Below are 13741 nucleotides of genomic sequence, written 5' to 3'. Positions count from 1 at the left end.
TTTTTTACAAATAAAAAGAGCCCGAAGGCTCTGTTTATTGCACTGTGGCTTAACCAAAACGACCTGTAATATAGGCTTCTGTTAACTGATGATCAGGCTGAGTAAAGACTTTTTCAGTTGAGTTGACTTCAATTAAATCCCCCAAGTGAAAGTAAGCTGTACGATCTGATACACGCGCTGCTTGTTGCATCGAATGCGTCACAATGGCAATGGTGTACTGCGTTGATAACTCAGAAATTAGCTCTTCGACTTTAGCAGTGGCAATTGGATCAAGTGCTGAACACGGCTCATCCATTAGGATAACTTCAGGGCTGACCGCAATAGTACGCGCAATACATAAACGCTGTTGCTGACCACCCGATAAACCTGTACCTGCTTGATTCAGACGATCTTTTACTTCATCCCAAAGACCTGCTTTACGTAAGCTGCTTTCAACAATTTCTTCTAAATCATATTTATCACGCGCCAAACCATGCAATTTAGGGCCGTATGCCACGTTATCAAAAATGGACTTTGGAAATGGGTTGGGTTTTTGGAATACCATGCCCACTTGCGCACGTAACAACACCACATCTAAGTTTGGATCATAAATGTCTTGGTTGTCGAGCATGACTTTACCCGTGACGCGACATGAATCAATAGTGTCATTCATACGGTTTAAGGTACGTAAAAATGTCGATTTACCGCAACCTGATGGCCCAATAAAAGCAATCACTTCATTTTCATAAATGCTTAAGTCAATACCTTTAATCGCTTCAGTTTCGCCATAATATACATGTACATCAGATGCACTGAGTTTGACATTTTTGGCTGCTTGCTGCGATTTTTCGGCAGTTGTGCTATGCACTTGAAAGGTGTGGCTTGGCGACGTGGTTTGCTTTTCAGTCACAGATTTCACATTATCCAATACAGTATTCATCAATTTTATCCTCAATTACCAACGCACTTCGAATTTTTTACGTAACCAGACTGCAAAAGCATTTAGGCTAATCATCAGCGCCAATAACACAATAATGGCTGCGGCTGTACGCCCTTCAAAGAAGTTACGTAATTCATTGCCCTGCCATAGGAAGATTTGGACAGGAAGTGCAGTTGATTGATCAAATGGGGTCGCAGGTACGCTGGCAACAAAGGCACTCATACCAATTAACAACAGTGGTGCAGTTTCACCCAGCGCCTGTGCTACACCAATAATGGCACCCGTTAAAATACCTGGCAGTGCTAGAGGTAATACATGATGGAACACAGTTTGTACTTTTGATGCGCCTAAACCTAAAGCGGCTTGACGGATCGAAGGCGGAACGGCTTTTAACGATGCACGGGTCGTAATGATCACAGTAGGTAGAGTCATTAAGCTTAATACCAAACCACCCACTAACGGTGCAGATAATGGCAAATGCATCCAGCCAATAAAGATAGCGGCACCGAGTAAACCAAACACGATAGAAGGTACTGCCGCAAGGTTGTTAATATTGACTTCAATAATGTCCGTCAGAACATTTTTAGGTGCAAATTCTTCTAAGTAAATTGCAGATGCCACACCAATTGGAATCGAGATAAAAATCACAATGAGCATCATAAATAACGAGCCCATAAATGCACCCGCCAAACCAGAAGTTGCAGGTGAGCTACGCGAGTCGGCACTATAGAAGATATTGGTGTTAAAGCTATTTTCAAGTACGCCTTTGGCTTTTAAATCATCTGCCAACTGGCGGATTTCAGGGCTAAGTTGTTGCTGTGCATCAGGAAGTGAACGATCAATATTACCCGCTAACCAAACATCCACATTGGCATCTGCCAGTAAATTAATCTCTTTGCTTTGACCAATGAGGCTTGGATCTTTAAACACCATATCACGTAAGCGATATGCTTCTGAGCTGGTATATAAACTCGACAATTCATCGCGGTAATTGGCAATGCTTGGATCTTTGGCAATCATGGCATTCACAATCAAAGCATCCCAATCCACCATGCCCATTTTGGTTTGCCATGCAATATAACGCTGTTCATATTGTGCTGGATTTTCCTCTGCCAGTTGCACTGGTTTTGGGCCTGCATCAATAATTTGCGCATCAAAAGTAATGGGTAGCGTCATACTGGTTTGCCAAAATGCAGGCAAACCTTTGGCTAAAATACTGCTAAATAACAATACGACAAAGAATAAACCCGCAATGACTGCCATAAAGCCTGAGGCTTGAAAGAGTTTTTCTTTACGGTGACGCTTGGCTAAAGAGTTAGCAATGGTTTGTTTACGTTGCTCGCGTGCGCTCGCAGCCGCCTCAGCGTCAAACTGCGGTACAGTAGATGGATTAGATGTACTCATTCGTATTGCTCGCGATATTTACGCACGATGTATAGTGCAATGATGTTGAGACCCAAAGTAATCACAAATAAGGTTAAACCTAAGGCAAAGGCTACCAGTGCTTGTGGGCTAGCAAAATCCGTATCACCGGTTAATTGATTGACAATAGTAATCGTCACCGTAGACACTGCTTCTAATGGATTGGCATGCAGTAATGGACTATTGCCCGCTGCAAGTACTACAATCATGGTTTCGCCAATGGCACGAGATGCTGCAAGTAAGAATGCGCCAATAATACCGGGGAGTGCAGCGGGCAAAACCACCTGACGAATGGTTTCTGATTTGGTTGCCCCTAAACCTAAAGAGCCATCCCGTAATGCGCGTGGCACTTGGGTAATAATGTCATCCGATAATGATGAAACAAAGGGAATGATCATAATGCCCATCACAAAACCGGCGGTTAAAGCACTGGTCGCGTTAATGTTTAGGCCAACCATATCGCCCAACATTTTAAAGAACGGCCCCATGATCATTAAGGCAAATACACCATAGACGATGGTTGGAATACCCGCTAAGACTTCAATGGCAGGTTTCGCCCAAGCACGGAAACTTGAAGATGCATATTCGGCTAAGTAAATTGCGATCATTAAGCCCACTGGCACCGCCACCAATAGCGCAATCCCACTGACCATTAATGTGCCCCAAATCAGTGGCAATAGACCATACTGACCATCAGCACTGCCTGAGGTACTAAAACCAGGGTTCCACTCTGTACCAAAGAAGAAATCTAGAGGGCTCACAAAACTAAAGAAGCGCATCGCTTCACTAAACATCGACATCACAATACCGATGGTGGTGAGAATCGCGACACCTGAACATAACGCTAAAGCGACATTAACCACTTTTTCGACTTGGTTACGGGCACGGAAATGTTGATTTAGGCGTTTTTTAGCGATGACTAAACCTGCGATGGCAATTGCGAGAACCACTGCAAATTTTGCAAATGCAGCAACAGTTGCCATTTTGGCTAATTCTGCTGCGGCTGCAAGTTCATAACTTGCGGGTTGATCGCTAACCCCAAAACCTGAGGCAATCGCTTGCACACGATCCATTAACACTGCAGTGCTTGCAGGGTTTAAGCTCGCTGCAATATTGGCAGGTACATTGTCCATCACCACATGCCGTAAAATACTTGGCTCAATTAAGTTCCATAGCAACAAAATTAAAATGGCAGGGATACCGCACCATAACGCCACCAACGCGCCATAATAACCCGGACGCGAATGTAGCATTGCCGAGTTATTGCCCTGACCTGCTAATTGACGACTTTTGCGTAACCCGATCTGATAGCCAATGGCAATCAAAGCCAGTAATACGCCTATAAGTAGCAGATTCATGTCTTCTCCAGCATTTTTTCAAGTGACTTGAAAAAAGGTTTAAAAAAAGCCAATGCAGGGACTCATCCCTCCATTGGCCGTTTTAAGCTTAATTATTTTACTGCCTTACCTGCTTTAAAATCGGCAAGAATTTGTGCACGTTCTGCATCAGACAATGCAATTAAGCCCGCTTTTTCAAGTTTTGAACCTTTGCCTGAAACTTTTTGATTCAGGAAGTATTCAGTAAATTCACTTAAGCCTTTAATTGACTTTAAATGTTCGCCCTTGACATAGAAGAACAATGGGCGAGATACAGGGTATGCGCCATTTAAAATGGTTTTTTCAGATGGTACAACATTATTTACAGTGGCCACACGTAACTTGTCACGGTTTTGATCATAGAAACCTAGACCAAACACCCCTACCGCACTTGGTGAAGTGGTTAAACGTGCCAATGTTTCGGTGTAATCACCTGAAATTTCGACCACACGACCGTCTTTACGGAATGTGGTGCAGGCTGCTTTATGTGCATCTTTATCTAGTGCTTTAATCGCAGTATAAGCATTACAGCCCGCATCGACCATTTTTTCTTGGAACACTTCACGCGTACCGTGGTTGGATGCAGGAATCACTAAAGTAATCGGCTCATTTGGCAGAGTCTTATCAATTTGATTCCAATGCGTATACGGGTTAGCCACCATTTTACCTTTTGATGGTAATTCAGCTGCCAATGCCGCATAAACATGATAAGGCTTTAATTTGTATTCGCTTTTCTTAGCATTTGAGGCAAATACAATACCATCATAGCCGATTTTAATTTCTAAAACTTGTTTTACGCCTGCCTGATGGCAGCTTTCTAATTCAGTCGATTTAATTTGACGTGATGAGTTGGCCACATCAATTGTATTATCACCCACACCATTACAAAATTGTTTTAAACCACCAGATGAACCACCAGAACCAACGACAGGTGCTTTAAATTGGGGGAAAGTATTGCCAAACTCTTCTGCCACAATACTTGAATACGGTAAAACTGTTGAAGAACCAGCAATTTGAATTGTGTCTCGTGCCGCATTCGCAGTTGTTGCTGCCAAAGTACCTGCTGCCAGTGCGATTGCAATGTGAGTTAAGCGCATTCTCATCTCTCTTGATTAGCCCGAAAGTACAGCACTAGAATTGTTAAGTTATGTACTTTTTTCGATAGGAGCATTTTGATTTTAAAATATGACAGATAAGTTACAGCTTTATGACGCTTTGATGATATATGACCACAGGTATTACAGGCCATATCCCAAAAAAAAGATCCAATATATGGATCTTTTTTACGCTTAAGTGATTGATTTAGAAATAACCACTGGCTTTTTTTGATATTTAAAGCGATATAATAAGATGAGCAAAGCCAACCAAACTGGCACTAACAACACGGCCATACGCATACTCTGGCTCAGACTCATAATCACTAGAATCATGACAATAAAGCCAATACATACATAATTACTGAGTGGACTATACAGACTTTTAAAGCGCGTAACTTGTTGGCTTTTCAGCATCGCTTGACGAAATTTTAAATGGGTAAAAGCAATCATCATCCAATTAATGACCAAAGCTGACACGACCAACATCATTAAGAGTGCAAATGCATCTTGTGGAATCAAATAATTCATCACTACACAAATGGCTGTTATGGCCGCAGAAAATAAGACTGCATATACAGGAATACCACGGCGATTAACACGTTTTAAGATTGCAGGTGCATTACCTTGTTCAGCTAAGCCATGCAACATCCGTGTATTACAATAAATACAACTGTTATATACCGACACTGCTGCAATGAGCACTACAAAATTTAAAACATTGGCTACCCCATGACTGTTTAAGGATTGAAAAATCAATACAAAGGGGCTGCCACCTTGTGCCAATAAATGCCAAGGATATAAGCATAACAACACGCCAATGGCACCAATATAAAAAATCAACACTCGATAGACAATTTGGTTAATCGCTTTAGGAATTGTGGTTTCAGGTGCTTTGGTTTCACTGGCGGCAATGCCAATCAGCTCTAAGCCACCAAAAGCAAACATAATCATCGCGAGGGCCATTAAAAAGCCAGTGCTACCGCCGGCAAAAAAGCCACTATGTTGCCAAAGATTGGCTACACCTGCTTGTGACCCCGCGCCACCACTGATTAATAAATACACCCCAAAGCCGATCATGCTTAAAATGGCAATAATTTTAATCATGGAAAATACAAATTCGCTTTCACCAAAAAATTTGACATTCACCAAATTAATGCCATTCATCACCATAAAAAAGGCTAAGGCACTAAGCCAAGTGGGAATATGCGGCCACCAAAACTGAATAAAGGTACCAATTGCACTCAGCTCTGCCATACTCACCAACACATACAGCACCCAATAATTCCAGCCTGCAATAAAACCGGCCATTTTTCCCCAGTATTTATTGGCAAAATAACTAAAAGAACCACTGACTGGCTCATGCACCACCATTTCACCCAGTTGGCGCATAATTAAAAAGGCGATGATTCCTGCAATGGCATAACCCAATAATACCGAAGGCCCTGCCAATTGAATGGTTTGCGATAGGCCTAAAAATAAACCTGTACCAATCGCGCCCCCTAAAGCAATTAATTGAATGTGGCGGTTAGATAATTGTTTTTTTAATTGATGCTGTTCAACGTCCATATCACGACTCCTTGCCAATTTTGATTTAATGCAGGCCTATTCCATTGACCTAGATTGCATCTTGATAGTCGATCTGCTTAGGCTGGTTGAGTTTAGTATAGCCATAATCACCATAGTCATAACGTGCCACCACTTGCCCAAACTGTTTTAACCGTTCAGGCGCATCCATAGGCTGGAGCTTTAATTCAATCAAACACAGCGATTGACTGACCTGTACATGGTTTAAAGTTTCACTTAATTGCTGATGAGTATGCACCACATGCGCTTGATGTGGCTGATTGGCAGCAAAAACCTGTGCAAACTGACTATATTGCCAATTTTGTACATCGTTATAACGGGCGTTTTCTCCCATAATTAAGCGCTCAATAGTATAGCCGCCATTATTTAATACAAAGATGATCGGCTTGAGCCCCAGACGTAAAATCGTCGAAAGTTCTTGAATAGTCAACTGAATGGAACCATCCCCAATAAAGAGCAGATGGCGCCGCTTGGGTGCTGCCAACATACTGCCTAATAATGCAGGTAAGGTATAACCGATAGAACCCCAAATCGGCTGGGCAATATAATCAACGCTTTTAGGGAATACTAAGCTCGATAAGCCTGCATTGGCAGTACCAATCTCTGCGACAATCACATCATCTGCCCGAATAAAAGGGGCAATTTGCTGCCATAACCAGGCATGGCTCAAAGCCTGCTCCAACTCAAAATCAGCTGCGACTAGTTCTAAGGGCTGTGGCTGAATGTTGATTTTGGCTTGAGGCAGTTGTTGAGTCCGACGAAGTAAAGCATGACATAGCTCAGATAAACCAACCCCAACAATCTGTTGCTCACCAATACAAATGGTATCTCTATTCAGACTAATCATCTGTTGAGCATGTAATTTCTGCGAGAAAAATGCTGTCGCCACATCAGTAAAACGCACGCCTATCGCAATTACACAATCTGACTGTTCCACCAATACTTGGGTCTGTGGATTAGCCGCACCTACATATACACCTGCAAATAAAGCTGAAGCCTCATCCATAATATTTTTAGTCGTGTTTAAGCAAGCATACGGTAGATTAAGCTGCTCCGCCCATTGTTGTAACACTTCGGTCAGTTGCCATGTAGATGCAGGATGATCAAGCAGTAAAATTGGCCGTTTGGCTTGCTTTAGCTGAGCTAAAATTTGCGTCACAGTTTGCTGTAACAGCACTGGATCAGTTTGAGCAGGGCTTAAATCCAGTGCTTTATGATTAACCTCTACACGAATATGAGTAATATCAGAAGGCAATTGAATATGTACTGGACGCTGCTGTAAAACACATTGTTTTAAGACACGATCAATTTCAGCCACGGCATTACTGGGGCTTAAACGGGTTTGTGCCACCGTAAATTCACGCATACATTGCATGATGTTTTGATAATTACCATCCACTAAAGTATGGTGTAACAATGCACCGCTGTTCACTGCATGTAATGGTGGAATACCTGAAATATGTACCAATGCCACACCTTCGGCATAAGCGCCTGCAATGCCATTGATCGCGCTTAAATCACCTACCCCATAGGTAGTTAATAAAGCGGCAATACCATTTTGGCGTGCATAGCCATCTGCGGCATAAGCTGCATTTAACTCATTACAATTGCCAATAAATGCTAAATTCGTATCCTGTTCCAACTGTTCTAAATAAGACAGATTAAAATCACCTGGCACACCAAAGACATGCCCAATACCCATCTCGACAAGGCGCTGATTTAGATACTGACCGATTTCCATAAACATTGTTATTGTTCCTGTTATATGACGCTGTAAATAACAGAATATTGCATTTCATTTTTCGATTTCATGCATAATGCACAGCATAATCAATAAAAAATACATAAAACGTGTATCAAGCAAGGATTCGATGCAATGGATAAATTTGATTGGAAAATCATTTATGCACTCCAACACAATGGTCGGCTCACCAATCAAGAAATAGGTGACTTAATCGGTTTATCTGCTTCACAATGTTCAAGACGACGGCAACTATTAGAGCAAAAAGGGATTATTTTGGGCTATAGCGCGCGAATTGATCCAGCAGCTTTAGGCTTAAGTGTGGTGGCAATGGTACAAATTAAATTAAAAACCCATGATGCCGCGGCCAAAATGGCCTTACAGCAATTGATAGCCGATGAAGATGCCATTCAAGAAGCTTTTTCTTTAAGTGGTGATGCTGATTTCATGCTTAAAGTGGCGGCACAAAATTTAGAAATTTTGGCCAATTTTGTGACTGATAAACTGTTAAGTTGTGAAGTAATTGGACATATTAAATCCTATATCGTGCTTAATAAATTTAAAGATGCCTCGACCTCTGCACGACTAAGCCGCGGTTTAGCGCTATAAAACAAAACGCTCAAATCTAGATTTGAGCGTTGTTTAAATCTGCTTTAATAGACACTACCCTTTGTGAATATGGATCACTTGCGACAAGGTATTTTCTAATAAACCTTGTTGTCCAAATTGTACGCCTAAACCTGAATGTTTCCATCCGCCAAATGGTACATGCGGCAGCACCTCAGCATGAGTATTGAGCCACACCGTACCGCAATTTAAATGCTGAATATAGCGTTGTGCCTTGTCTATATCTGATGACCAAATCGAGGCCCCTAAAGCATAATCACTGTGTTGCAACTCTGTTAAAACCTGTTCTACATTTTGATAGCTTAATATCGGTAATACAGGACCAAATTGCTCTTCTTGAACCACACGACTTTTGGCATTGACATGGATTAAAATCGTAGGCGCAATAAAATAGCCTTGTGCAGGCAGTGGTTGTGCTGTAGTCAATACCTGTGCACCTTCTGTGCATGCCTCGGTAATCAATTGCTTGACTTTTTGGTAGTGTTTAGCATTTTGCACAGGGCCGAAGGTCGTTTCAGGTGCTAAACCATCACCGAGTATTTGTGTTTCAGCCAAATTTGCTAAGCGCTGGCTTAATGCTGCATATTGACTTTCATGCACATAGACGCGCTTTAAAGCTGCACAGGTTTGTCCCATATTGATAAATGCAGCATTAAAAATTCGTGCTGCAATTTTATCTAAATCACTGTCAGGTAATACAATTCCAGCATCATTCCCGCCTAACTCAAGCGTTAGATGTTTAAAACTCGCGGCAGTGTGTTGTTTAATTTTTAAACCAGTTTGGATTGAACCCGTAAATACAATTTTATTGACTAAAGGATGCTGGCTAAGCTGTGCTCCCGTTTCAGCATCACCTGTCAGAATAGAAACCACGCCAGCAGGTAATTCACGCTGCATGATTTGCACCAGTTTGGCTGTTGCCAGTGGGGTATATTCTGAGGGCTTATTAATCACCACATTACCTGCACGTAAAGCTGGCATAATATGCCAAATAGCAATCATCAGTGGCCAATTCCACGGGGTGATTGAAACAACAATGCCCATTGGTCGGTGATGTAATTCGATCCGTTTTTCTGCATCATCTTGTAAAACCTCAGGACTTAAGTCAAGGCTCGCCTGATAGCGTGTCCATGCAATTGCAGCAGCCACTTCTGTATGTGCCAAACTTAGAGGTTTACCTTGTTCTTGTACAATGAGCTGCGCCAATTCATCGGCATGTTGTTCAATCCCTAATGCAATACGCATGAGTACAGCTTTTCGCGTTGCTTCATCACTGTGCTGCCAAGTGCTCAAGGCATGCTGGGCAGTGGATATAGTATATTCAATTTGCTCAGCAGAGGGGCTACTACATAAGGCAATAATACGTTCTGTAGCCGGATTAAGCACAGCAAATGAATCAGCTAAACCTTGTGTGGCTTGACCTTGTATAATGCAAGGTACATGATGCGGAATATGCAATTGAGTCATGGATTCATCCTGAATGCGACTATTGTTGTTGTCTATTCAAGTTAGCTGATTTAAGCCCGGCAAAGTATGCATTTTTTTGCAAGAATTGCACATTTTGTGCATGCATTAAAAAAGCACCCTAAAGGGTGCTTTTCTTGAAATCAACCTAATGCTCAGATTTAGTCAATTGCAGGTGTATAAGTACCATCAGCGATTGCACCTTTGATACGATCAGCTTCGATTAACACCAGTGCTAGCAAGTTCTTCACGTTATCTAAAGTTGCTACTGGGCTTAAAGTCGTCATTTTCAACGATTGAACTTGACCAACTTTAGTCACACCAATGTTTGCTTCACCACGCGCAAATAATTCGTCTGCGACGTTTTGGTTTAAGGTATCGAGTAATTCTGCTGGATAACCTGCAGGAATCACACGGAACAATACCGAAGCAAATTGTGGATCAACCAGCATTTCTAAACCATCAGTTGCAGTAATATAGTCTGCAACTTCACGTGTTAAGGTCACACCGTGATCAATCATTGAACCATATAGCTCTTCGCCTAATGCTTCAATGGTCATCCACAATTTAAGTGCATCAAAACGACGTGTGGTTTGTAGTGATTTAGAGACTAAGTTTGGAACACCGTGCTCTTCATCATAAGCTGAGTTTAAGTACTCTGCTTCATAATGCATAAAGCGATAGTTGGCTTCATCTTTCAGTAAGAATGCGCCACACGAAATCGTTTGGAAATAATGCTTATGGAAATCAAGCGTTACCGAATCAGATAATTCGATACCATCTAACATATCACGGTGATCGTTAGACAAGATTAAAGCACCACCCCATGCTGCGTCGATATGCATCCACGCGCCATATTTATTGGTGATTTCACGTACTTGTTTCAGTGGATCAATTGCACCAGCATCGGTTGTACCTGCAGTTGCAACGACACATGCCACGATCTTACCTTCAGCCTGAAGGTGCGCCATGGTTTTTTCAAGTGCGTCCATGTCCATACGAGCATTTTCGTCAACAGGAACAGTCACCACCGATTGGAAGCCCATGCCCATCATTGCCATGTTCTTTTGCACAGAGAAATGTGCATTTTCAGAACAAATGACTTTGACGTTACGCATCGCATCTGCTGGTACGCCATCACGCTGAACAGACCACGGCTTACCGTTTTCGTCTTTCCAGTTTTTCGCGATGCAGGCATCACGCGCAAGAAGTACACCCATTAAGTTAGACTGAGTACCGCCAGAGGTGAATACACCTGCTTGACCTGCACCGTAACCCACTTTTTGACGTAACCAGTCAATCAGCTGAACTTCCATCAAAGAACCAGCCGGGCTTTGATCCCATGAGTCCATTGATTGGTTCGTCGCGTTAATTAACACTTCCGCGATTTGGCTGGTAACCATCGTCGGACAATGCAAATGCGCAAGTGAATGCGGATGATGTACTTTTAAGCTTTTATTTAAGAAAAGCTCCACCATACGCTCTAAAGACTTTTCAACACCCAAACCTTGTTTAGATGGATTAAATGCAATCGCGCTACGTAGCTCTTTAATGCTACCGCCCGTGTACATTTTGTCGTTTTGTAACCATGCAGCAACCGCTTTGGTCGCTTGATCCATTGCTGAGGTATAGTCAGCAATAGATGCAGCATCATTACAGAGCAACGCTTTACGATGTTCTGCAAAATCAACCATTATTACGCGCCTCGAACAGCAACTAGAGCTTCAGCAAGAGCTTTTTTGAAGCGAACAATCACTTCAACACATTCTTCTTGCGTGATAATCAGTGGGCAAAGTAAACGAATCACTGTACCGTTACGACCACCTTTTTCTAACAACAATTGGTTGTTGAAACAAGCGGTTTGGATTGCCGCTGCCAATTGTGAATCAGCAGGTAATGAACCCATATGGTCAGCAGGTTTACGTTCGTCAACAATTTCAACGCCGATCATTAAGCCACGGCCACGTACGTTACCGATACATGGGAATTCTGCTGCTAATTTTTTCAATTCAGCTTGTAGATAATCACCACGCTCTTGCGCGTTTTGTGCCAAGTTTTGCTCTTTGATCGTTTTGATCGTTGCAAGACCTGTACCCATCGCCAATTGGTTACCACGGAAAGTACCCGTGTGACCCGCTGGCTGCCAAGCATCAAACTTACGTTTAATACCCAGTACTGCAAGTGGTAAGCTACCACCGACCGCTTTAGACATGACTACAACATCAGGTTCGATACCTGCATGTTCAAAGGCAAACATTTTACCTGAACGTGCAAAGCCCGCTTGAACTTCGTCAAGAATTAACACGATGTTGTGTTTTTCAGTCACTTCACGGATTTTCTTTAACCATTTTACAGGTGCAGTCACTACACCGCCTTCACCTTGAATCGCTTCAAGAATAACAGCTGCAGGTTTAGTTACACCGCTTTCTACATCTTCAATGAAGTTTTCAAAGAAATAAGTTAAAGCATCTACACCCGCTTCACCACCTAAGCCTAATGGGCAACGGTATTCATGCGGATATGGCATGAATTGTACGCCTGGCATTAAGTTGTTTACGGCATTTTTAGCAGATAAGTTACCTGTCATCGCCAGTGAACCATGTGTCATACCATGGTAACCACCAGAGAAGCTAATCACTGTGCCACGACCAGTAAAGGTTTTAGCCAGTTTTACCGCAGCTTCTGTCGCATCTGCACCAGATGGACCACAGAACTGCAAGCAATACTCTTCCTTACCACCTGGTAATTGTTCAAGTAATGCTTCAGTAAATGCATCTTTTAAAGGTGTCGTTAAGTCTAAAGTATGTAATGGCAAGCCGCTTGCTAGCGTGTCTTGAATACTTTGAATAACCGCAGGATGGTTATGACCTAACGCCAAGGTACCTGCCCCAGCTAAACAATCAAGGTACTGTGTACCTTCAACATCGGTAACCCAACACCCTTGCGCTTTTGCAATCGCTAACGGTAATTTACGTGGATAACTACGCACGTTAGATTCCATTTGACTTTGGCGAGTCAAATAGTATTCGTTAGTAGAAGTAGAGGCAGGGTTTACTGAAGTAACGCTCATATCGAATTACCATCTCTGATATGGGTTGAAAGAAATAAGTCGGGGGACTTGTGGTCTTTGACTCGGTGCTTTATATCTTAGTTTGACGCTGTTTGTTGTTCGTCATAACTAGGAGCGCGATGATACCGAATTTTTGTAAAAAATAAACAACTTTCGGCGTTTTATCGCTGTTAAACTCGTTAAAAAAACGGATTGGACCAACCAATAGTTGGAATTATCATCGCATATTATGACAATTGAAAGAAATCCTTATTTTTTATAATTTTTTTAACTGGTTTTTGATCAAGAGTTGAGTTAAACAGCCTATCTTATGTAAGTCTCTATTTTTATTTATATTTCTTTTATTTTTAATCTTTTATTCTCTTTACACTCCTACCACAAACTGAACTTATTTTTTACTTAAAGCACGCTTAACATGAGCAGAAGAATTGTTCTGCAACA

At 42.0% G+C, this 13741-nt stretch carries 10 protein-coding genes; 1 reads left to right on the top strand and 9 read right to left on the bottom strand.

Annotation, left to right across the window (positions count from 1 at the left end):
• Positions 1-49: 49 nt before the first annotated feature.
• The 6 genes from pstB to CYK47_RS01930 form a co-directional block, all read right to left on the bottom strand.
• A complete protein-coding gene (pstB, locus tag CYK47_RS01955; RefSeq protein ID WP_502697043.1) occupies positions 50-922 on the bottom strand; it encodes a phosphate ABC transporter ATP-binding protein PstB in 873 nt (290 codons plus the stop codon).
• 12 nt (positions 923-934) lie between these two features.
• On the bottom strand, positions 935-2323 hold the full coding sequence (gene pstA, locus CYK47_RS01950) for a phosphate ABC transporter permease PstA (RefSeq protein ID WP_122898395.1): 1389 nt from the start codon (positions 2321-2323) through the stop codon (positions 935-937).
• Positions 2320-3699, bottom strand: coding sequence for a phosphate ABC transporter permease subunit PstC (pstC, locus tag CYK47_RS01945; protein ID WP_122898393.1), 1380 nt, complete (start codon positions 3697-3699; stop codon positions 2320-2322). Before pstC ends, pstA begins: the two co-directional genes overlap by 4 nt.
• Positions 3700-3791: 92 nt before the next feature.
• Positions 3792-4814 carry a substrate-binding domain-containing protein gene (locus CYK47_RS01940; protein WP_122898391.1) on the bottom strand — a complete coding sequence of 341 codons (1023 nt, stop codon included), beginning with the start codon at positions 4812-4814 and terminating at the stop codon, positions 3792-3794.
• A gap of 192 nt (positions 4815-5006) precedes the next feature.
• Positions 5007-6380: an amino acid permease gene (locus CYK47_RS01935; protein ID WP_122898389.1), complete on the bottom strand. Its 1374-nt coding sequence runs from the start codon at positions 6378-6380 to the stop codon at positions 5007-5009.
• A 49-nt stretch (positions 6381-6429) separates the two neighbouring features.
• Positions 6430-8145, bottom strand: a complete 1716-nt coding sequence (locus CYK47_RS01930; protein ID WP_122898387.1) for an alpha-keto acid decarboxylase family protein — start codon at positions 8143-8145, stop codon at positions 6430-6432.
• A 129-nt stretch (positions 8146-8274) separates the two neighbouring features.
• Between CYK47_RS01930 and CYK47_RS01925 the strand changes: the two genes are divergently transcribed.
• Entirely contained in the window at positions 8275-8748 is a 474-nt protein-coding gene (locus tag CYK47_RS01925) for an Lrp/AsnC family transcriptional regulator (RefSeq protein WP_122898385.1), read from the top strand.
• Between the two features lie 54 nt (positions 8749-8802).
• Here CYK47_RS01925 and CYK47_RS01920 read toward each other — a convergent pair whose 3' ends face one another.
• From CYK47_RS01920 to CYK47_RS01910, 3 genes are all read right to left on the bottom strand, one after another.
• Positions 8803-10233 (bottom strand): aldehyde dehydrogenase family protein, encoded by a 1431-nt coding sequence (locus CYK47_RS01920; RefSeq protein WP_122898383.1) that lies wholly within the window; start codon positions 10231-10233, stop codon positions 8803-8805.
• Positions 10234-10391: 158 nt separating this feature from the next.
• Positions 10392-11924, bottom strand: coding sequence for a pyridoxal phosphate-dependent decarboxylase family protein (locus tag CYK47_RS01915; protein WP_122898381.1), 1533 nt, complete (start codon positions 11922-11924; stop codon positions 10392-10394).
• A gap of 2 nt (positions 11925-11926) precedes the next feature.
• The gene (locus CYK47_RS01910; protein ID WP_122898379.1) at positions 11927-13300 is read right to left on the bottom strand and encodes a diaminobutyrate--2-oxoglutarate transaminase; all 1374 of its coding nucleotides are present in this window, start codon (positions 13298-13300) and stop codon (positions 11927-11929) included.
• Positions 13301-13741: the final 441 nt, after the last annotated feature.

This window comes from Acinetobacter sp. B51(2017) (assembly GCF_003711395.1).
GTDB lineage: Bacteria > Pseudomonadota > Gammaproteobacteria > Pseudomonadales > Moraxellaceae > Acinetobacter.
Note: the sequence above shows the minus strand (reverse complement) of the source record. Positions and strands in the feature narration are given on the sequence as shown.